Here is an 18,861-nt window from a genome sequence, read left to right as displayed (position 1 = left end):
TGTTGAAAAGTACGACCGATCGTGCGTTTACGCAACAGGTGATGCGAGGATGGATTCATGGACGAACCGGTGCACGCTTCCGACCAGGAGATTTCCGATCAGCGTCGGCTCAAGGGCGCGCGGGCCCGCGCGAGCATCGCCCGCCACGCCGCCGACGTCGCCTCCGTCGAGGGGCTGACGGGGTTGAGTCTGGGCCGGCTGGCCGAGGACCTCGGGGTCAGCAAGTCCGGGGTGGCGACCCTGTTCGGCAGCAAGGAGAACCTGCAACTGGCCGCGGTGGCCGCCGCGCGCGAGGTGTTCATCGACAATGTCGTGCGCCCGGCCCTCACCGCGGACCCGGGCCTGCCGCGGCTGCGCGCGCTGATGGACCGCTGGTTCGACTACATCGGTGAGCCGGTGCTGCCCGGCGGCTGCTTCCGGGGCGCCTGCCAGCCGGAGTTCGACAGCCGTCCCGGCCCGGTGCGTGACGCGCTGGCCGCCGATCGCGTGGACTGGTTCACGGTGCTGGCCAAGGAGATCGGCCGCGCCCAGGAGCAGGGCGCGATGACCGGACTGGATCCGCGGGCAGTCGCGTTCCAGTTCGACGCGGTGGTGTCGGCGGCGAACACCGCGACCCGTCTGGGTGATGAGGCGGCACTGCCGACGGCGCGCGCGATCATCGACGGCCTGCTCGGTTCCGCGCCTCAGCGGTGATCATGGCTGTGACCTGCGGGAATTCGTGATCGGTTCGCGCATGGCTTTATTGCACTCGATGCACTGATCGCCAACCCTCGACCTGAATGCGCGGAGTGCGTGAATGCAGTTCGGGCGCAGCCGGTTTCACGTGGAGCAATGCGCCGGTGTATTTCATGCCGGGCGTGGCGCGTACATGATGAGCGCGACCCCCAGCCCGCACACCAGCGCCCCGATCACATCCCAGCGGTCGGGCCGGAATCCGTCGAATACCATGCCCCACAGCAGTGATCCCGCCACGAACACGCCACCGTAGGCGGCGAGGATCCGGCCGAAGTGGGCGTCGGGTTGCAGGGTGGCGACGAACCCGTAGCAGCCGAGCGCGATCACGCCCGCGCCCATCCACGCCCAGCCGCGGTGCTCCCGGACCCCCTGCCAGATCAGCCAGGCGCCACCGATTTCGGCGACGGCGGCCAGCCCGAACAACACGATCGATCGCAACACGGTCATGGGAGCACACCCTAGAGTCCGGGCGCGATCCCCGGCCGGACCGCCTCGCGTGCGGTCCGGCCGGGGCCGATCACGGTCGCGCCGGGGCGTTCTCGAACAGTCGCTGCCCGAGGTAGCCGCCCGGCCCGGGCACCCCGGGCGGGATGACGAACACCGCCGAACCGACCGGGATGGTCCACTGGTTGAGCGCGTCGAACTCGGCCAGCCGCTGCTGCACCGGCAGGTATTGGGCCTCGACGTCGCGCTGGAACGACGCGAACAGCAGCCCTGACTTCGACACCTGCCCGGGTGCGGGCGCGTCGTCGTAGTTGTAGCCGCGGCGCAGGAACCGTTCCCCGTCGTGCGCGTGGTGGGCGCGCGCGATGTGCGACGACGGCGGGATCTTCGGGATGCCGTAGCGGTCGGTCGCCGCGAAATCGGGTTCGTCGAATTCGCGGGTCCCCGACAGCGGCGCGCCGGTGTCGACGGTGCGCCCGACGGTGAGGGCGCGCCCGTCGGCGTCGAGCTCGTCCCAGGTGTCGAGGTTCATGGCGATGCGCCGCAACACCATCGACGTGCCGCCCGCGAGCCACGGCTGCCGTGCCCCGTCGTCCCACACCAGGCGATCGAAATCCGGTGTGGCCGGGGCGATGTTGACGGTCCCGTCGACCGACCCCATCAGATTCCGCATGGTCTGCCCGCGCGGCGCGTCCCGGAACCCGCGTTGCACCCACCGGATCGACACCAGCGATTTCACGTGCTTGGACAGCACCCGCACCGCGTGCGCGACCGTGGTGGCCTCCTCCCCGCACACCTGCACCAGCAGATCGCCGCCGCAGAAGGCGGGATCGAGCCGGTCGATGGTGAACGGCGGCAAGGGTTTCAGCCAGGACGGGCGGTGCGCGTCGAGCCCGGCGGCGGTGAACAGTCCCGGCCCGAACCCGACCGTCACGGTGAGCCGGGCGGGCCGGGCGGCCAGTTCCGGTTCGGTGTCGGCGAGCGCGGGTTTGCCCTGGGTGAGACGCGCGGCGTCATCGGTCCAGATCTTCAGTAGCCCGATGATGTCCTCGCGGCCCGCGCCCGGCGCGAGATCGAAGGCGGCGAAGGTGGCGTGCCGGGGCGGTTCGGTGGCGATGCCCGCCTGGTGGGGGCCGTGGAAGGCGACGGTGTCCAGTCCGGGGTCGCGGTCGTGCTCACGGTGGGTGAGTGTGGCCGCGCCCCAGCCGATCCCGGCGACGCCGGCCGCGCTCGCCGCTACGGCCCCGCCGCCGAGTAGTCGCCGTCGCGACACTCGCGCGGGGGATTGTGCCGGGTCAGCCACCGTGGGCGGCCTTGTCTCCGGAACCCGCGCCGTCGCCGGAGGGCTGGTAGCTCTCCTTGCCGCCCGCGAAGTCGCGCACCTGCGCGGTGACGGTCGTGGTCGAGCCGTCGGAGAAGGTCAGCGTGATGGGTGTTTCCGAGCCGGTGCGCAGCGGGGCCTTGAGGCCCATGAACATCAGGTGGTCGCCGCCGGGTGCGAGGGTGGCGTCGCCGTGGGCGGGGATGACCAGGCCACCGGCCTTGGGGCGCATCATCTTCTCGCCCGCCCCGTTGGGCGCGGTCTCGTGGATCTCGACGGTCTCCGAGGCGGGGCTGGTGGCCGCGACCAGGTTGACCGGCTTGTCGGACTTGTTGTGGAAGACGCCGAACGCGCCGGACATGGGGTGCTCGGCGGGGTTCACGGTCGGGACGGCCTTGATCCACTGATCGGTCAGGGTGATCTGCTCGGCAGCGGTGCCCGCGGTGTCGGAGGCGGACGGGGAGTTCGAGCAGGCGACGGGCAGCAGGGCCAGTGTCGAGATCGCGGCGGCCGCGCCCACGCGGCGCGCGAACCCGCCGGTGCGCAACCGGAATCCGTGGGCGAAGGGCATCTGGGACATGGGGGTACTCCGTAGGTCAGGGGTGAAGGGAAGGACCACCCCGGATCGGTCCCGGGCGAACCCCGTTCGGCGCAGCGCTGATTCGTCGAGCGAGCCCGTGGAGCTCATCGACGGCGTGGGAAACGGGTGTCGCGGACCTAGATCGGCGCGAGGTGGATGGACGAGGCGGCGGCCACCGGCGGGCCGCGACGTCCGATCCCCGGACTGACCAGCAGACGCCGAGCCTCGGCCCGATCATCGGCCATCCGCGCGTGCACGGGCCGTGTCGGCGGGGTGAGGACCGCGCCGAGAGCGAGCAGGAACCGCCGCACACCGGTGACAGCGCGGCGCAGGCCGGTCTCGGCGGCGCGAATCACCAGCGCGCCCACCGGGATCGCCACCAGGTGGGCGATCAGCATGCCCGCGGGCGTCGAATGATGATGGTGCCCGGGCGGCATCGACAGTGCCGCGTGCCCGAGGGCCTGCCCGGCCGCCAGCAGACCCATGGTCCCGGCGAGCCCGTAGCGTGGCCGCAGCGTCGCCACCACGACCCCGATCACCGTGCACGCGCCCACCAGCAGGGGTAGCGCGGAGCCTTGGGTCAGGGTCGCGCCACCGCCGAGTCCGTGCGCGAGAATGGCGACCGCCCCCGAGGACGCGCCGACGGCAGCGCCGCGCAGGCGCGCGGTGTGATCCGTCGGTGAGCGCACCGCGTCATGCTACGACGTCGTGTCGTCGTCGATGTTTCCAGGTGGTATGACCTGGGTCTCCACAACATCTCCACACGCGGCGCGTTCGATCTCCACGCCGGTTGCCTAATGTCGGCTGCATGGAAACCAGTGCGCGCCGGATCCTGGTGGTCGAGGACGAGCCGACCATCGCCGAATCGATCGCCGCGCGCCTGCGCGCCGAGGGCTACGTCGTCGACATCGCCCACGACGGTCCCGCCGGGGTGGCGGCCGAGGCGGCCGGGGATCCGGACCTGGTGGTGCTGGATGTGATGCTGCCCGGTTTCGACGGACTCGAGGTGTGCCGCCGCATCCAGGCGCGCCGCCCGGTCCCGGTGCTCATGCTCACCGCCCGCACCGACGAGACCGACATGCTCGTCGGGCTCGGCGTCGGCGCCGACGACTATCTGACCAAACCGTTCTCCATGCGGGTGCTCGCCGCCCGCGTCCACGCCCTGCTGCGCCGGGTGGAACGCACCGCCGCGACCGTGGCCACCATCCTCGTCGGTGACCTGCGCATCGACACCGATCAGCGGCGGGTGTGGCGCGCGGACAGCGAAACACAGCTCACACCACTGGAATTCGAACTGCTCGTGCACCTGGCGCGGCGGCCGCGCACGGTGCTCGCGCGCGAACGACTACTCAGCGAGGTGTGGGGGTGGGCCGACGCCTCGGGCACGCGGGCGGTGGACAGCCACATCAAGGCGTTGCGCCGCAAGCTGGGCGCCGACCTCATTCGCACCGTACACGGCGTCGGCTACGCCCTGGAGACCCGATGATCGGCGAGACCGCGGCTCCGGCGAGCGGGGTGCGGGCGTTCGCGAACGGGGTGGCGGCGCGCCTGCCGCGGCCCCTGGACCGGGTGCCGTCGATCAAGGCGAAACTGGCGATCCTCATGGTCGGCTCCGGCACGGCGGCGTTCGGCTACTTCGCGATCCGCATCGGTGTGCTGCCGCCGCGCGCCACCGTCGTCGCCATGGTGTTCGCGCTGCTGATCTCCCAGGTGCTGGCCCACGGGATGACGATGCCATTGCGGGAGATGACCGCCGCGGCCAAACACATGGCGCAGGGCGATTATTCGCGCCGGGTGCGCGCCACCTCCCGCGACGAGGTCGGTCAGCTGGCGGTGGCGTTCAATCAGATGGCCGCCGACCTGGCCGCCGCCGATCAGCAGCGGCGCGAGTTCATCGCCAATGTGTCCCACGAACTGCGCACCCCGATCACCGCCCTGGGCGCGGTGCTGGAGAACCTGGTCGACGGTGTCGCCCAACCGGATCCGGCGACCCTGCGCACCGCCCTCGCCCAGACCCAGCGGCTGAGCCTGCTGGTCTCGGAATTGCTCGCCCTGTCGAGCATCGAGGCGGGCGCGGTGCGCCTGGACCGCGAACCGGTGGAGCTCGAGCCGCTGCTGAGCGAGGTGGTCGCCGAAGCGGAGGTGATGGCCGCCGCCGTGGACCGGCCGGTCCGCTTCACCGTCGCCGTCGCCCCCGGCCTGACCGTGCACGCCGACCCCGCCCGCCTGCACCAGGTGCTGCTCAACCTGCTCGACAACGCGACCCGTCACGGCCCCGCCCACGGTGAGGTCCGCGTCCACGCCCATACCTTCCACGGCCGCGTCGTCATCGAGGTCTCCGACGACGGCCCCGGCATTCCCGCCGCCGAACGCGCCCGCGTCTTCGAACGCTTCACCCGCGGCGGCCGCGCCAGCGGCGGCGGCACCGGCCTGGGTCTGGCCATCGCCCGCTGGATCGTCGACCTGCACGGCGGCACCATCGCCGTCGCCGACCCGGGCTCCCGCATCCGCATCACCCTGCCCTCATCCTGACCGACAGTCTTTTCACCCATTCCCGACCGTGTCCCGGCGGCGCACCGCGCTCCCCGGGCCGGTCCCGCACACCCCGATGGAGGAACCTATGCCCGACAAACCCACACCAACACCACCTCCCGATCCCACGGCACCGGCATCGGTGAGCTCCTCCGCCACCGAGACTCCGGCTGTCGAATCGGCCGCCCTTGATCCGGCGGCGTCGGTCGAGCGTGCCGCCGCGCCGGTTCCCGAACCGGCCATGGCCACCGAGAACGCGGCTGTGCCCGTGGTGGGAGGGGCGATCGCCGATCCCGCACTCGCCGATCCGACCCGGCCTCTGGTCTCGGCGGCCGCGGTACCGCAGCAGGCGCCTGCGATGGCGGGTGCCGCGCCGACGGGTGCCGGTGGTCCCGCGCAGTGGCCGGCCGCGTGGCCGGGCGCGTGGCAGCCCCGTACCGCCGCAGTTCCACCATCCGCTCAGCCGTGGCCGTTTCGTGCTGCGCCGCAACGGATTCCGTCGCGGTCGGAGCGTGTTCCGGCGCCGAACGGGTTGCTTGCCGCCACGGCCGCTACGGGGTGTGCGGCCGCGGTACTGGTACCCCTGGATCGTCCCGGCATCGGATGGTTGCTCGCCGGACTCGCGATCACCGGCACGGTGTACGCGGTCGATCGCGCGGCGCGGAACGCCGAGGACGACTCGGACCGGAGTGACGTCGACCGCGTGGACGAGGGACCGCAGACGCGCCTGAGCGGAGCGGGCGAACCCGGTGACGCCCGCGACGATGTCGCGAGTGACAACGCGGCCCGCGCCGATCAGGCAGCGGCCGAAACACCGTCGTCGGCGAACACCGGGCCTGTCACGGGTATCGGTGGCCTGCTGCCCGCCGGTCTCGGGGACGTGCCCTGGGGTCGTGTCTGGTGGACGGGTGTGGCGTTGGCCCTGCTGTCGGTGGGTGCTTTCCGGGCCGCGCCCTGGCTTTTCGTGCTGTGCCTGGCCGGTGCGGCGGTGGCCGGGTCGCTGGCGGTGGTGCCGCGGTCGGCGTACGGGGCCTGGTTCGACGTGCTCGCGGTGCCGTTCGCGGGCCTGAATTCGTGGCCGTGGCTGTATCGGGCCATGACCCGCACTCGGGAGCGGGTGGGAACGGGCACCGCGCGGGTGTGGTGGTCGATCGGTGCGGCTGCCGCGCTGCTGCTGATCATGGTGCCGCTGCTGGCGGGGGCCGACGCGGTGTTCGCGGGTCTGGTGGACGGGCTGATCCCGGCCGTCGACGTTCCGGCCGTGATGCGGTGGGGTGCGGTGTTCCTGGTCGCCGGGTCCGGGGTGGCCGGGGCGCTGTACCTGCTGGCCGGTCCGCCTCCGGCGGCGGTGGACGACGACTCGCACTCCGGCCAGGGCCGGGGCGTGCGCCGGTTCTCGCCGCTGGAGTGGGGAATCCCGGTGGGCGCGTTGACGATCGTGTTCGCGGCGTTCGTGGCCACCCAGGTGGCGGTGCTGTTCGGTGGCGACGGCTACGTGCAGCGCACCGCGAGCCTCACCTACGCCGAGTACGCGCGCAGCGGCTTCTGGCAGCTGTTGGTCGTGAGCCTGCTGACTCTCGCCGTGATCGGTGTCGTGCTGCGTTTCGCCGCGCAGGACGATGTCACCGAGCGCCGCTGGCTGCGGATCGCGATCGCCGTGGTGATCGGCCTGGCGCTGGTGATCGTGGCGTCGGCGATGCACCGCATGTGGACCTATCAGCAGGCGTACGGGTTCACCCTGCTGCGGCTGCTGGTGCAGGTGTTCGAAGGCTGGATCGCCCTGGTGTACCTGATGCTGCTCGCCAGCCTGGCGCGCCTGCGCCGGTACTGGGTGCCGCGCGTGGCCGTCGGCGCCGCCCTGACGACCCTGCTCGCCCTGTCGGTCCTGAACCCGGAGGGTTTCGTCGCCGACCGCAATATCGCGCGCTGGCAGTCGGGCAAGCCCCTCGACACCTACTACCTGTCGGACCTGTCCCCGGACGTGCTGCCCGCCACCGACCGGCTGCCCGAGCCCCAGCGCTCCGCCATCGCGAATGCCGTCCGCGAACGCCTGAAGGACGATTCCTGGCAGGGCTGGAACTTCTCGCGCGCGACCGCGACCCGCTGATCAGCCGAAGCCGACCGGTGTCCAGCTCTGACCCGCGTCGCGGGTGACGAGCATCATGGTGGGCACCGGTCCGTTTCCGGGGCGGCTCAGCACCACGAAACCGGTTGTCTCGGTGACGAACTCACCCGAGACCGGCTGCCAGCCGCGGTCGGGTGCGGTGTAGGCGGTGGTCCAGGTCTCGCCGCCGTCGGTGGATGTCAGCAGGTGTTCGTCGACGGCGGCGACCAGATGGGTGGCATCGGCGGGCAGCAACACGGCCTTGGCGGACCGGGACGGGGACAGCTGCCCGGTCTCGGTGAACGTGACGCCCCCGTCGACCGAGGTCACCACCCGGGTGGCGCTGCCGTCAGCGGATGCCGGGAGACCACACAGCGCCACGAGCCGCTTCTCCGATACCGCGTGCCAGTCGGCGGGCCCGCTGCTCCCGCACGGCAACTGCCACGGCGTCCAGGTGCCGTCGACCATGCGGGCGCCGTTCCTGCCGCGGCCGGTGACCACCATCCAGGCACGGCTTCCGGCAGCCGACACCACGGGGACCGGGTAGGGGCCGCCGGCGCCGGGCACCGCGACCTCGATCGGTCCGGTCCACGCGTCGCGAGTGATGGGGCTGGTGAACACCGCGGTCTGCTCATCGGCTCGCGCGGCCGCCACCCAGACGGCGCCCTCGGACACGGTGAGCGACCAGGCCGGTTCCGCCGTCTTGATGTCGATATCGGTCTCACGCCAGCTGGTTCCGCCGTCGTGGGTGGCGAACAGCTTGTCGCGGGTCCCGATCCAGCCGTTGCGGGCGTCGGCGAACTTCACCCATCCACCATGGTGACCGGCGTCGCGCAGCGGTGCCGGGAGCGGCATCTCCCGCCAGGTGCGCCCCCCATCGGTGGTGTGCCGCAACGCCTGGCACAGCAGGGCCGGGCACGGATAGCTGCGGCCCAGCACCCAGCCCTCGTCCGCGGAGACGAAGTTGATCGAATCGGGTTGGAAGCCCACCGGATCCGGGTCCGCGGCGAGCGTGGCCACCGGAGTCGCGGTCGGCGCCGCAGATGTGGGTTGGGGAGTCGCCGCCTCCGGTGTGGTCGTGGTTCTGCTCGCCGAGTCCGGCCCACTGTCACCGTCGTCGATGGTGAGCCCCGCGATCACCCCCGCGGCGAGCACCGGCATTCCGACCCCGATGACTCCGGCCAGTACGACCGGATTCGCCCGCAACCGCACCGGTCGGGACTCCCTTCGACACGAACCCGGGCCGTGTTCCCGGACGGTCGCCCGGCGGCCCTGTGGCACAACGGGATCGAGTATGCCCGTTGCCGGCCGGTTACGCCCATCCCGAGGTCAGCGGCCTCCGCGCTGCGCGGCCAGCCGGACCGCGACGTCCCCGATGAGGTCGTAGGGGATGGGGTCGCGCAGCGGGAACTTCAACGTGCCCTTGCCCTTCAGGTAGGGCGCGATCGCCCGCTGGAACCCGTCGTCACCGGCGGGCACCGGGTACACCGACAGGAAGGTCTTCCAGCCCGCGAAATACATGACGGCCTTGCCGTTCACCTGCACCGCGGGGATCTGGTAGCTGATGGTCTCCGACGCGTCGGGCAGGGCGGCGTGGATGGTGGCGCGAATCTTCTCGAGGGCGGCGCGGGCCGGGGCGGGCTGGGCGGCCAGATAGTCGTCGACGGTCTCGGGCTCTGTCATGTACGGCCACCCTTCCGTGGCTCGGGGAGAGAGCTTCGTCCGACTCGACGGTACCGGGCCGTCCGCCCGCACCGGACCGATGCCAGGCGTTTCAGCCGTTCAGCCGCTCCAGCAGCCGCAACGCCGCGTCCCGCATGCCGTCGACGGAGTCGGTGACGTAGAGCAGGTCGATGAAGAAGTCGTCGAATCCGGTATCGGCCGCGACCGTTTCGACGGTCTGCGCCACCTGCTCGAGATCGGTGCCCGCCGCCACGTTCACCCGCAGCACCGTCCCGATGGCAGCCGGATCACGACCCGCCGCCACCGCCGCGTCGTCGATCATCCCCCGCAGAGCCAGCAGCTGCTTGCCCCATCCGGGCGGACCCGGCACCGGAACCACCGGCAGCCACCCGTCCCCGCGCCGCCCGATGCGGGCCAACGCGGCCGGATTGAACGCGCCCAGGTGAATCGGGGGCCGCCGCACCGGCTTCAACTCGCTGCGATGCTCGGGCACCGACACGAACCGGCCCTCGTACCCGGCCGGGTCGCTGGACCAGATGGCCTCGAGCGCGTCCAGGGTCTCGTCCAGCCGCGCCCCGCGCTGCGCGAACGGCACACCCGCGGCCTCGTACTCCTCCGGCGACCACCCGATCCCGAATCCGGGAATCAGCCGCCCCTGACTCACCACATCGATCGTGGTCAGCGACCGCGCCAGCAGCGCGGGCCGATACATCGGCGCGATCAGCACATTCGCGCCCAACCGCACCCGCTCGGTCACCGCCGCCGCGATCCCCAGCACCAGGAACGGATCCAGCACCGCGTTGAACTCGTCGGGAATCCGGTCGGTCCCGCCGTACCCGACCGACGGGTTGGTCGCGGCGATGAGCCGGTCACCCACCCACAAACTGTCGGCGCCCGCCTCCTCCAACGCCGTCGCGTACTGCGCGATCCGTGCGCCCTCCCGGGCCAGGGCACCGAACTGTGGAAGCGAGAAACCAATTTTCACTCCTCCGGTGATACCAGACAGGATGGGAGCGTGGGTGAACACAAGGACCGCATGCTCGCCGGCGAGCTCTACCGCGACAACGACCCCGAACTCGTCGCCGAACGCCGCCGCTGCCAAGAACTGCTCGACACCTTCAACGCCACCCGCGCCGGGGAGGACACCCAACGGCGCGCCGTACTCGAACAACTGCTCGGCGCCATCGGCGAGGGCTCCTGGATCATGCCGCGCTTCCAATGCGACTACGGCCACCTGATCCGGCTGGGCCGCAACAGCTTCCTCAACTACGACGCCATCATCCTCGACTGCGCCCCGGTCACCATCGGCGACGACGTCTCCATCGGCCCGCGCGCCCAACTGCTCACCGCCCTGCACCCCATGGACGACCACGAACTGCGCCGCGCCCGCTGGGAAACCGCCGCACCCATCAGCATCGGCGACAACGCGTGGCTCGGCGGCGGAGTCATCGTCTGCCCGGGCGTGACCATCGGCGCCAACACCGTCGTCGGCGCGGGCAGCGTCGTCACCCGCGACCTGCCCGCCCGGGTGTTCGCCGCGGGCAACCCGGCCCGCGTCATCCGCGAACTGTGAGCATTACCCGCGGGGTAATGGCTTGGCGTGGTTGATCGTTCGTAGGATCGGAGGATGGCGACACCCACCGCTGGCGACCTGCTGCGACACTGGCGCACCGCACGCCGGCTCAGCCAGCTCGAACTCGCCGGCCGCGCGGACACCTCCACCCGGCACCTGAGCTTCATCGAAACCGGCCGCGCCACCCCCAGCCGCCACATGCTGCTGCACCTGTCCGACGAACTCGACATCCCGCTGCGCGAACGCAACCGGATGCTGCTCGCCGCCGGATACGCCCCCGTGTACGCCGAACCCGAACTCGACACCCCCGCCATGCGCCCCATCCGCGACGCCGTCCGGCAGATCCTCACCGGCCTCGAACCCCACCCCGCCCTCGCCATCGACGCCGCCTGGACCATGATCGACGCCAATGCCGGGATCGCCCTGTTCCTCGACGGACTCGACCCGGCGCTGCTGCGCCCACCGGTGAACGCCCTGCGACTGACCCTGCACCCCGACGGCCTCGCGGGCAGCATCATCAACCTCGCCGAATGGCGCGGCCACCTGTTCGAACGGCTGCAACGCCAGATCGACGTCACCGGATCACCCGAACTCACCGACCTGCTCGACGAAATGCGCACCTACCCCGGCGGCGAGGACGGCCCCGGCCTGCCCGAACCCGACCAGACCGTGGTGCCGCTGCGGATGCGGCTCGACGGACACGAACTCGCCTTCCTCAGCGCCACCACGGTTTTCGGCACACCCATGAACGTGACCGTCGCCGAACTCGCCATCGAAGCGTTCCTGCCCGCCGACGCCGCCACCGCGACCCTGCTCCGGGAACGACTCACTCCATCCGACTAGTCGGTCCGCGCGGGTGGTCCGATACCGCACAATGAGGATCCATGGACGTGCCCGCGCACCTCGCCCACCTCACCGGCACCCCCGTCGCGCACCTGCACCCACTCGGCCACAGCCACGCCTGGACCCTCCACCGCGCCGACATGACCGACGGACGAGAACTGTTCGTCAAAGCCGTCGACGACAACGACCCGGGCATCGACAGAATCCTGACCGCCGAAGCCGCCGGGCTGCGCTGGCTCGCCACCGGGCACGCCGGCCTCGTCCCCACCGTCGTCGCCGCCGACGAACGCATGCTCGTCCTGCCCTGGCAGCCACCACAACCCGCCGACCCCGCAGCCGCCGAACACCTCGGACACGACCTCGCCACCCTGCACACGACCCACCCCGAGACATTCGGAGCGCCCTGGCCCGGATACATCGCGACCCTGCCCCTGGACAACACACCCGGCACAGGGGAGTGGGGAACCTGGTACGCCGAACACCGCCTGGCCCCCTACCTCCCCGCCGCCGCCCCCGAACTCGGCCGCGACGGCCAACGCCTGATCGAACGCGTCATGGACCGCATCACCGACCTCGCCGGACCACCCGAACCACCCGCCCGCCTGCACGGAGACCTCTGGTCCGGAAACATCCTGTGGTCGGCCGGCCGCGCACTGCTCATCGACCCGGCCGCACACGGCGGACACCGGGAGACGGACCTGGCCATGCTCGCCCTGTTCGGCGCGCCCTACCTCGACCGCATCCTCGGCGCGTACCAGGACGCCGCACCCCTGAGTTCGGGCTGGCGGCAACGGGTCCCACTGCACCAGCTGCATCCCCTGCTGGTGCACGTGGTGCTCTTCGGCGGGTCCTATCGCGGGATGCTGCTCGCCGCCGCGGCCTCAGCCCTCGCGGGCTGACGTCTCAGCTCTCGCGGATCGGTCAGGCACCGACCACGGGAGCCAGGACCTGCTCACACCACGCACGGAACGTCATCGGGCTCGCGGCCGCCTCCGCGCGCGGCACACCATCATCGAGACCCTCGTTCTTGGCACGCATCATGTCCACGAACGCGGTCGCCATCGCCTCACTCACCCCACGCGCGATCTGCACGGCGTGAGCCTGCTCCAGAGACTGACGCTCGTACCGCACCGACCGGCCGAGCACCTCGGACACGATGTGCGCCATATCGTTCGGCGACAGATCCTCCGGCCCCAGCAACGCCACCTCCCCGGCGCCCGACCAGGAACGGTCCAGCAGCAGACCCGCGGCCGCCGCCGCGATATCACGCGTCGCCACCGTCGGGGCTTTACGATCGGCCGGCACCGTGCCGGTGAACACCCCGTCCTCGCGGATCGAGTTCGCCTGCCACACCAGGTTGTCCATGAACGACGGGTTGGCCAGCGCCCGATACGCCACACCCGAACCCGCGATCAGGTCGTCCATCGCCAGCGACGCCGTCACATGCCCGGCACGACCCGCCACCGCCGTCCCGCGTCCGAGCGCGGACACACCCACCACATGCCCGACCCCGTGCGCGGTGAACGCCTTCGCCGCGGCCTGGGTGAACCCGGAGAACGCGGCATCCAGACTCGCCCCGGCGGGATCCGGCGGAACCAGCCAGAAGACCGCGTCCGCACCGGCGAACGCCCGATCCACCACATCGGGATCACCGTGCGACCCGGTGACGACATCGACCCGGGACCGGACCGACTCCGGCAACTTCGCCGGATCACGCACGATCACACGTAATTCATCGGTGCGAGAAGAGGTTTCGAGGAGTATCTGCAACAACTGGCCACCGATGTGCCCGGTGGGAGCGGTAAGAACGATCATGCTTCGAGTCTCGTGACCGGCCGTCGCGACGTCCAAGACCCTTTCCAACAATTGATACCGTGAGGGTATGGATCTGGACCTGCGCAAGCTCCGCTACTTCGCCGCCGTAGCCGAGCACCGCAACTTCGGCCGCGCCGCGCAACAGCTCTACATCGCCCAACCCGTCCTCAGCCGCCAGATCAAGGCCTTCGAACGCGAACTCGACTGCACCCTGCTCATCCGCACCACCCGCACCGTCGAACTCACCGCCGCCGGCAACCAGCTCTACGAGGAAGCCCAAGGCATCCTCGCCGCCGTCGACGCCGCCCTCCGCCGCGTCCACAACGCCGACCGCGGCGTCCGCCGCCTCGTCGTCGCCTTCTCCGTCGGACTCCACGTCTCCGAGATCCTCCGCGACTTCTCTACCCGCCACCCCGACGTCGAAACCGACGTCGTCCCCGCCCGCTGGTGGGAACGCGACGCACCCCTGCGCGACGGTCGCGCCCAGATCGCCTACCTCCGGCGGCCTTTCGACGAAACCGGCCTCCGCGTCATCCCCATCGGCCACGACCCCGGCGTCGCCTGCCTCCCCGCCGCCCACCGCCTCGCCGCGCGCCCCGAACTCACCCTCGCCGACCTCGACGGCGAACGCATGCTCGACGTCGCCGCCCGCCGAACCCCCACCCTCGAGGAGAAATTCGAACTCATCGCCTCCGGCCACGGCCTCCTCATCGTTCCGCGCAGCGTCGCCCGCGCCTACGTCCGCCCCGACCTCGTCCACCGCCCCGTCGCCGACGCTCCCGGCTCCGAAACCTGTCTGGCCGTCGCCGCCGACCCGGCCAAACTCGTCCGCGAATTCCTCGACCTCGCCATTCCCGCCTTGCGAAATGGTGTGCGCTAGCGTTGCGGAGGTGCAGCTGCTGCGAATTCACCACGTCGCGATCATCGCGTCGGATTACGAGAAGTCGAAGTCCTTTTACACCGAAATTCTCGGCCTGCGGATTCTCGCGGAGAATTATCGGGCTGAAAGGCGCTCGTACAAGCTGGATCTCGCCCTGCCGGATGGCGGGCAGCTGGAACTGTTCTCGTTTCCGGAGCCGCCGCCACGCCCCTCGCGCCCCGAGGCGGCCGGCCTGCGGCACCTGGCGTTCGTGGTGCCGAATGTGGGGGAGGCCCTGGCCGAGCTGCGGGGGAGGGGAGTGGCCGTGGAGGAGGAGCGGGTCGACGAGTACACGGGGAAGCGGTTCGCGTTCTTCGCCGATCCCGACGGGCTGCCGCTCGAACTGTACGAAGCATGAGGTTGGATCCCGGCCCCGCCGGGACCTTCTAACTCGACCATTAGGAAATGGAACTATGCGTATCTACGCATGTGGCTCCATTTCGAACCACCTCCGGTACGCACTACCGCGCGCACCTTCCTGACCACACCCATCACCAGCGAACCTCGAAGAGGGGAGCGGGTATTCGATGCCGCTCGGTCGCTGGATTGGGCGCTCCCATACGATGGGCAACATGACCAAAGTGCTCCTGAAGACCTCCGCCGGGGACATCACCCTGGAACTGGACGACGCCAAGGCACCGAAGACCGTTGCCAACTTCGTCGACTACGTGAAGTCGGGCCACTACGCGGACACCGTGTTCCACCGCGTGATCCCGAACTTCATGATTCAGGGTGGCGGCCTGACTGCGAACATGCAGCAGAAGCCGGCCCCGCAGACGGTCGAGAACGAGGCCGCCAACGGCCTGAAGAATGACAAGTACACCGTCGCCATGGCGCGCACCTCGGCCCCGCATTCGGCCAGCGCGCAGTTCTTCATCAACACCAGCAACAACGGTTTCCTGAACTACCCGGGCCAGGACGGCTTCGGGTACGCGGTGTTCGGCAAGGTCGTCGACGGCGAGGCCGTCGTGGACGCCATCGAGGGTGTGCAGACCGGCAACAAGTCCGGCCACCAGGATGTCCCGGTCGAGGCCATCACCATCCTGTCCGCCGAGCTGGTCTGACCTACTCGCGACAATTCAACGAACGGCCCGGAACCTGATGGTTCCGGGCCGTTGTCTTTGCCGCGTACGAGGTTTGGCTCAGGCGTCCAGGACGCGGTGTTTGCGTTCCACCACGGGCGGCTGTACCGACCAGGGGAAGTTGATCCATTTGTCGGTGCGTTTCCACACGTATTCGCAGTCCACTTCGGAATGCGGCTTCTGGTAGATGACCGCGCAGCGGACCTCGGCGACGTGGTCGGAGCAGAAGTCGCGCACCAGTTTCAGCGTCTTACCGGTGTCGGCCACGTCGTCGGCGACCAGCACGGTGGCGCCGGTCAGGTCGACGGCGCTGGGCACGGGCGGCAGCATGACCGGCAGGTCCAGGCGCTGGTCGACGCCGGTGTAGAACTCGACGTTCATGACGTGGAGGTTCTTGACGTCGAGGGCGTAGCCGAGAGAGCCGGCGACGAAGAGCCCGCCGCGGGCGATGGAGAGGATGAGGTCGGGTTCGAAGCCGTCGTCGGCGATGAGCTGGGCCAGTTCCCGGCCGGCGTTTCCGAACAGTTCCCAGCTCAGTTCTTCGCGATCGCTCATGCTCGACTCCGTTCTGGCCGCTGCGGTGGTCTTCGTGATCATACGAGCCGGGGTCAGGGCTGGTGGGTGATCGTGTACCAGAGCAGGGCGAGGGTGGCGAGGGCGAACAGCGGTACCAGCACCATGGTTTCGACCTTGTTGCCGGTGCGGTCGATGATCGGGACGCGGGTGCGGAGTTTGAGCGGCCACAGTAGCCGGCAGCCGCGGTCGGTGAGGCAGTCGCCGATCAGGTGGGCGAGAGCCCCGAGGCCGACGGAGAACGGCAGCCAGAGCGGTTTGTCGCTGATCCAGTGGTCGATGGCGAAGGTGCCGCAGACGGCGAGGATGACGACGGTGCCCCAGGATTTGAGGCCGTCGCCGCTGGGGGCCAGGCCCAGCGCCTTGACCGCGAGAGCGAGCAGGAAGAACACGAGGGCGAGGGTGAAGTTGCGGCCGAGCAGGTGTTCCCCGGCCCAGGTGCCGTAGGTGACGGCGGCGACGAAGGCGAAGGAGTGGGTGCCGTGGCGGTGCCCGCCGGAGATCCACGAGATGAACTTGCACGCGTAGTGCGAGACCGGCCCGAGCACATGGGAAATGGTTCCCGAGGGGTGGTCGGCGTCGGGGAGCAGCGCCGCGCCCGCGGTGAGGAAGGTGCCCATCACCAGATCGACGGAGCCGATGGCCCCGGATTGCACTGCGGGATAGGTCAAGACGGTGAGCGGCAGCGCCGCGGCAGCCGCCGACCAGGCGAGCGCGCCGCTGGTCGCATGTGAATGTCCTAGCACCACTTGAAGGTTAACGTACGGGTTCGAATCCCTTTTCAGGGCAGCCGGTTTGGTTTTCGGGGTGTGTTCCGGATCGCTTTCGGGTGACCCGGGTGCAGGGGGTGGCGGGCCTCCAATAGTCTCGGATCGATTGCGCTTTCCGTTCAGAGAGGATCGGACATGTCGGTAGCGTCCGCGGTGAAGGATCAGATTCAGCAGATCGGCGGGGGATTCATGTTCTCCCGGGAGGCCCGATCCTTCGCCGAGAGCACCGGTGTCCCCGGCTTCCTGCCGGGCTATACGCGTGGCCGCGGCGGTGTGCTGGGTGATGTGGACGCGGACGTGGTGACCGCGGCGTTCGGGTTCTTCCGTCCCGATGCCATCCGGCAGGCGTGGGAGTCGACCGCGGGGATGACGGCGGAGGCGGGCGCGGCGGGCTATCTGAAGGCCTGCCAGGACTTCGGCCGCCGCAAGCTGGCCGACTTCGATGATTCGGGCCGGCTGGCGGAGCTACTGCTACCGGTGGTGGCCGCGGCGAATCCGGCGGGTGTGCCGTTGTTCGCCGGGTGGCGGGCGCTGCCGCTGGCGGAGGACGCGCCGGGCCTGGTGCTGCAGCTGATCCACATTCTGCGGGAGCTGCGCGGCGGCTTGCATCTGATCGGCGTGCTGGGCAGCGGTCTGACCCCGCTGCAGGCGGTGCTGATCGCGGGCTCGCCGTTGAAGCCGGGTCCGGATCAGGCGCGCAATTTCGGCTGGCCGGAGCCGTTCGACGAGATCACCGCGGAGTTGAAGGGCCGCTGGATGCAGGCCGAGCAGATCACCGAGGATCTGATCGCGCCCGCGTTCGCGGTGCTGGACGACAAGCAGGGGGACGAGCTGGCGGCGCTGCTCACCTCGTGTCACGCCACGGTGTTCGGCAGCCGCTGATCGAGATCCGGGTGGGCTGGTCGCGGCCCACCCGGTGGTCCTGCTCAGCGGTGCAGGAATTCGAGGGTGACGCGTTCGAAGGCTTCCTTGGCCTCGTACATCACCCAGTGCCCGCACTTGGGGAAGACGTGCAGTTCGGCGTTGGGGATCTGTCGTAGGGGGATGAGGGCCATGTCGGTGGGGCATTGGCGGTCGTCGCCGCCCCAGGTCATGAGGACCGGGCTCTTGATCTTGTGCAGCATGGACCAGTAGGGCGGGGTGGGGGAGTTCTCCAGGAACTGCTGTTGCAGCGCAAGCGCTTCCGACCCGTACATGGCCTTCAGGCTGGCTTGAGCGGCCGGATCGGTGGCGGCGGCCCAGCGTTCCTCGACGAGGTCGTCGGTGATCATCTTGGGGTCGTAGATCATGCAGCGCAGCCACCGCATGAGTCCTTCGCGCGAGGGGGCGTCGGCGAATTCGGACAGCAGCCGGGTGCCTTCGCTGGGGGTCATGGCGAGCAGGCTCTGTCCGACGCCGCCGATGGCGATGATCTTCTCGACCCGTTGCGGGTGTGCCATGGCGACATTGAAGGCGACGACGCCGCCCATGGAGTTGCCGATCATAGCCGCGGAGTCGAGGTCCAGGGCGTCCATGAAGCGGATGACGGCGTCGACGGCGGTGAGCACGGGGTGTCCGGGGACCGGGTCGCTGACGCCGAATCCGGGGAATTCCAGGACGTAGCAATGGAAGTGGTCGGCGTAGAAGCCCAGGTTGTTGCGGAAGTTCCGCCACCCGTTGACACCGATCCCGGATCCATGGAGCAGCAGTAGGGGAGGGCCGTCTCCGGCTTCGTGGTAGCGCAGAACGCCTTTGTCCGTGGCGATTTCGCGTCGGGTGTTCTCGTATGTGACATCCACTCCACCACGATAGAACAGGTTTCACTGTTATGTCACCGATATGTCGGCAAAAGATTTATAGTCGCATGCAGACATGCGTATGCGTCACTGTCCACTCGAAAGATCGTGG

22 protein-coding genes are annotated in these 18,861 nt (G+C 69.8%); 11 read left to right on the top strand and 11 right to left on the bottom strand.

Annotated elements, in window-relative coordinates:
- Window positions 1–57: 57 nt before the first annotated feature.
- Entirely contained in the window at window positions 58–693 is a 636-nt protein-coding gene (locus tag ACWEOI_RS13065) for a TetR/AcrR family transcriptional regulator (protein WP_452359724.1), read from the top strand.
- A gap of 153 nt (window positions 694–846) precedes the next feature.
- Here ACWEOI_RS13065 and ACWEOI_RS13060 read toward each other — a convergent pair whose 3' ends face one another.
- The 4 genes from ACWEOI_RS13060 to ACWEOI_RS13045 form a co-directional block, all read right to left on the bottom strand.
- Window positions 847–1,182, bottom strand: a complete 336-nt coding sequence (locus ACWEOI_RS13060; protein WP_379277844.1) for a YnfA family protein — start codon at window positions 1,180–1,182, stop codon at window positions 847–849.
- 70 nt (window positions 1,183–1,252) lie between these two features.
- A complete protein-coding gene (locus tag ACWEOI_RS13055; protein WP_452359723.1) occupies window positions 1,253–2,482 on the bottom strand; it encodes a Dyp-type peroxidase in 1,230 nt (409 codons plus the stop codon).
- Window positions 2,475–3,071: a copper chaperone PCu(A)C gene (locus ACWEOI_RS13050; RefSeq protein ID WP_452360132.1), complete on the bottom strand. Its 597-nt coding sequence runs from the start codon at window positions 3,069–3,071 to the stop codon at window positions 2,475–2,477. The genes ACWEOI_RS13055 and ACWEOI_RS13050 overlap by 8 nt, the downstream gene beginning before the upstream one ends.
- Before the next feature lie 146 nt (window positions 3,072–3,217).
- A complete protein-coding gene (locus ACWEOI_RS13045) occupies window positions 3,218–3,769 on the bottom strand; it encodes a hypothetical protein (protein ID WP_452359722.1) in 552 nt (183 codons plus the stop codon).
- Window positions 3,770–3,888: 119 nt separating this feature from the next.
- Between ACWEOI_RS13045 and ACWEOI_RS13040 the strand changes: the two genes are divergently transcribed.
- The 3 genes from ACWEOI_RS13040 (at window position 3,889) to ACWEOI_RS13030 (ending at window position 7,719) form a co-directional block, all read left to right on the top strand.
- A complete protein-coding gene (locus ACWEOI_RS13040; protein ID WP_379277847.1) occupies window positions 3,889–4,566 on the top strand; it encodes a response regulator in 678 nt (225 codons plus the stop codon).
- 116 nt (window positions 4,567–4,682) lie between these two features.
- Entirely contained in the window at window positions 4,683–5,612 is a 930-nt protein-coding gene (locus ACWEOI_RS13035) for an ATP-binding protein (protein ID WP_433673362.1), read from the top strand.
- Window positions 5,613–5,700: 88 nt separating this feature from the next.
- Window positions 5,701–7,719, top strand: a complete 2,019-nt coding sequence (locus ACWEOI_RS13030) for a DUF4153 domain-containing protein (protein ID WP_452359721.1) — start codon at window positions 5,701–5,703, stop codon at window positions 7,717–7,719.
- Here the strand turns inward: ACWEOI_RS13030 and ACWEOI_RS13025 are convergent, their stop codons facing one another.
- From ACWEOI_RS13025 to ACWEOI_RS13015, 3 genes are all read right to left on the bottom strand, one after another.
- Entirely contained in the window at window positions 7,720–8,928 is a 1,209-nt protein-coding gene (locus ACWEOI_RS13025) for a hypothetical protein (protein ID WP_452359720.1), read from the bottom strand.
- Between the two features lie 117 nt (window positions 8,929–9,045).
- Entirely contained in the window at window positions 9,046–9,399 is a 354-nt protein-coding gene (locus ACWEOI_RS13020) for a DUF1801 domain-containing protein (protein WP_433665877.1), read from the bottom strand.
- A gap of 91 nt (window positions 9,400–9,490) precedes the next feature.
- Window positions 9,491–10,384 (bottom strand): TIGR03619 family F420-dependent LLM class oxidoreductase, encoded by an 894-nt coding sequence (locus tag ACWEOI_RS13015; protein ID WP_452359719.1) that lies wholly within the window; start codon window positions 10,382–10,384, stop codon window positions 9,491–9,493.
- A gap of 30 nt (window positions 10,385–10,414) precedes the next feature.
- On the opposite strand from ACWEOI_RS13015, the gene ACWEOI_RS13010 reads away from it, so the two are divergent.
- From ACWEOI_RS13010 to ACWEOI_RS13000, 3 genes are read left to right on the top strand one after another with little or no spacing between them, the layout of a single operon-like run.
- Window positions 10,415–10,972, top strand: a complete 558-nt coding sequence (locus tag ACWEOI_RS13010; protein WP_452359718.1) for a sugar O-acetyltransferase — start codon at window positions 10,415–10,417, stop codon at window positions 10,970–10,972.
- A gap of 54 nt (window positions 10,973–11,026) precedes the next feature.
- Window positions 11,027–11,815, top strand: a complete 789-nt coding sequence (locus ACWEOI_RS13005; RefSeq protein WP_452359717.1) for a helix-turn-helix domain-containing protein — start codon at window positions 11,027–11,029, stop codon at window positions 11,813–11,815.
- Between the two features lie 41 nt (window positions 11,816–11,856).
- On the top strand, window positions 11,857–12,714 hold the full coding sequence (locus ACWEOI_RS13000) for a fructosamine kinase family protein (protein ID WP_452359716.1): 858 nt from the start codon (window positions 11,857–11,859) through the stop codon (window positions 12,712–12,714).
- Window positions 12,715–12,736: 22 nt separating this feature from the next.
- Here the strand turns inward: ACWEOI_RS13000 and ACWEOI_RS12995 are convergent, their stop codons facing one another.
- Window positions 12,737–13,630 (bottom strand): NAD(P)H-binding protein, encoded by an 894-nt coding sequence (locus ACWEOI_RS12995; RefSeq protein WP_452359715.1) that lies wholly within the window; start codon window positions 13,628–13,630, stop codon window positions 12,737–12,739.
- A 67-nt stretch (window positions 13,631–13,697) separates the two neighbouring features.
- Between ACWEOI_RS12995 and ACWEOI_RS12990 the strand changes: the two genes are divergently transcribed.
- The 3 genes from ACWEOI_RS12990 to ACWEOI_RS12980 all read left to right on the top strand — a co-directional run bounded on the left by ACWEOI_RS12990 (window position 13,698) and on the right by ACWEOI_RS12980 (window position 15,613).
- Window positions 13,698–14,510, top strand: coding sequence for a LysR family transcriptional regulator (locus ACWEOI_RS12990; RefSeq protein ID WP_452359714.1), 813 nt, complete (start codon window positions 13,698–13,700; stop codon window positions 14,508–14,510).
- A gap of 10 nt (window positions 14,511–14,520) precedes the next feature.
- Window positions 14,521–14,907 carry an SMU1112c/YaeR family gloxylase I-like metalloprotein gene (gloA2, locus tag ACWEOI_RS12985; RefSeq protein WP_433665870.1) on the top strand — a complete coding sequence of 129 codons (387 nt, stop codon included), beginning with the start codon at window positions 14,521–14,523 and terminating at the stop codon, window positions 14,905–14,907.
- A gap of 214 nt (window positions 14,908–15,121) precedes the next feature.
- Window positions 15,122–15,613 (top strand): peptidylprolyl isomerase, encoded by a 492-nt coding sequence (locus ACWEOI_RS12980; protein WP_357085817.1) that lies wholly within the window; start codon window positions 15,122–15,124, stop codon window positions 15,611–15,613.
- A gap of 78 nt (window positions 15,614–15,691) precedes the next feature.
- Here the strand turns inward: ACWEOI_RS12980 and ACWEOI_RS12975 are convergent, their stop codons facing one another.
- On the bottom strand, window positions 15,692–16,186 hold the full coding sequence (locus tag ACWEOI_RS12975; protein WP_433590296.1) for a phosphoribosyltransferase family protein: 495 nt from the start codon (window positions 16,184–16,186) through the stop codon (window positions 15,692–15,694).
- A gap of 53 nt (window positions 16,187–16,239) precedes the next feature.
- Window positions 16,240–16,950 (bottom strand): metal-dependent hydrolase, encoded by a 711-nt coding sequence (locus ACWEOI_RS12970; RefSeq protein WP_379099898.1) that lies wholly within the window; start codon window positions 16,948–16,950, stop codon window positions 16,240–16,242.
- A gap of 159 nt (window positions 16,951–17,109) precedes the next feature.
- Here ACWEOI_RS12970 and ACWEOI_RS12965 point away from each other — a divergent pair, with 159 nt between their 5' ends.
- The gene (locus tag ACWEOI_RS12965; protein WP_433665869.1) at window positions 17,110–17,856 is read left to right on the top strand and encodes an SCO6745 family protein; all 747 of its coding nucleotides are present in this window, start codon (window positions 17,110–17,112) and stop codon (window positions 17,854–17,856) included.
- Window positions 17,857–17,900: 44 nt separating this feature from the next.
- Here ACWEOI_RS12965 and ACWEOI_RS12960 read toward each other — a convergent pair whose 3' ends face one another.
- Window positions 17,901–18,752: an alpha/beta fold hydrolase gene (locus ACWEOI_RS12960; protein ID WP_433665868.1), complete on the bottom strand. Its 852-nt coding sequence runs from the start codon at window positions 18,750–18,752 to the stop codon at window positions 17,901–17,903.
- Window positions 18,753–18,861 lie beyond the last annotated feature (109 nt).

It is taken from the genome of Nocardia sp. NPDC004340 (genome assembly GCF_053602575.1).
This window is presented reverse-complemented; position numbering and strand designations above follow the sequence as displayed.

What these genes read in the sequence shown, in the direction of transcription:
- ACWEOI_RS13065 (WP_452359724.1), top strand. Translation starts at nt 58, where the DNA reads ATGGACGAACCGGTGCACGCTTCCGACCAGGAGATTTCCGATCAGCGT.
- ACWEOI_RS13060 (WP_379277844.1), bottom strand. Translation starts at nt 1,182, where the DNA reads ATGACCGTGTTGCGATCGATCGTGTTGTTCGGGCTGGCCGCCGTCGCC.
- ACWEOI_RS13050 (WP_452360132.1), bottom strand. Translation starts at nt 3,071, where the DNA reads ATGCCCTTCGCCCACGGATTCCGGTTGCGCACCGGCGGGTTCGCGCGC.
- ACWEOI_RS13040 (WP_379277847.1), top strand. Translation starts at nt 3,889, where the DNA reads ATGGAAACCAGTGCGCGCCGGATCCTGGTGGTCGAGGACGAGCCGACC.
- ACWEOI_RS13035 (WP_433673362.1), top strand. Translation starts at nt 4,683, where the DNA reads ATGGTCGGCTCCGGCACGGCGGCGTTCGGCTACTTCGCGATCCGCATC.
- ACWEOI_RS13030 (WP_452359721.1), top strand. Translation starts at nt 5,701, where the DNA reads ATGCCCGACAAACCCACACCAACACCACCTCCCGATCCCACGGCACCG.
- ACWEOI_RS13020 (WP_433665877.1), bottom strand. Translation starts at nt 9,399, where the DNA reads ATGACAGAGCCCGAGACCGTCGACGACTATCTGGCCGCCCAGCCCGCC.
- ACWEOI_RS13005 (WP_452359717.1), top strand. Translation starts at nt 11,027, where the DNA reads ATGGCGACACCCACCGCTGGCGACCTGCTGCGACACTGGCGCACCGCA.
- ACWEOI_RS13000 (WP_452359716.1), top strand. Translation starts at nt 11,857, where the DNA reads ATGGACGTGCCCGCGCACCTCGCCCACCTCACCGGCACCCCCGTCGCG.
- ACWEOI_RS12995 (WP_452359715.1), bottom strand. Translation starts at nt 13,630, where the DNA reads ATGATCGTTCTTACCGCTCCCACCGGGCACATCGGTGGCCAGTTGTTG.
- ACWEOI_RS12990 (WP_452359714.1), top strand. Translation starts at nt 13,698, where the DNA reads ATGGATCTGGACCTGCGCAAGCTCCGCTACTTCGCCGCCGTAGCCGAG.
- ACWEOI_RS12980 (WP_357085817.1), top strand. Translation starts at nt 15,122, where the DNA reads ATGACCAAAGTGCTCCTGAAGACCTCCGCCGGGGACATCACCCTGGAA.
- ACWEOI_RS12975 (WP_433590296.1), bottom strand. Translation starts at nt 16,186, where the DNA reads ATGAGCGATCGCGAAGAACTGAGCTGGGAACTGTTCGGAAACGCCGGC.
- ACWEOI_RS12965 (WP_433665869.1), top strand. Translation starts at nt 17,110, where the DNA reads ATGTCGGTAGCGTCCGCGGTGAAGGATCAGATTCAGCAGATCGGCGGG.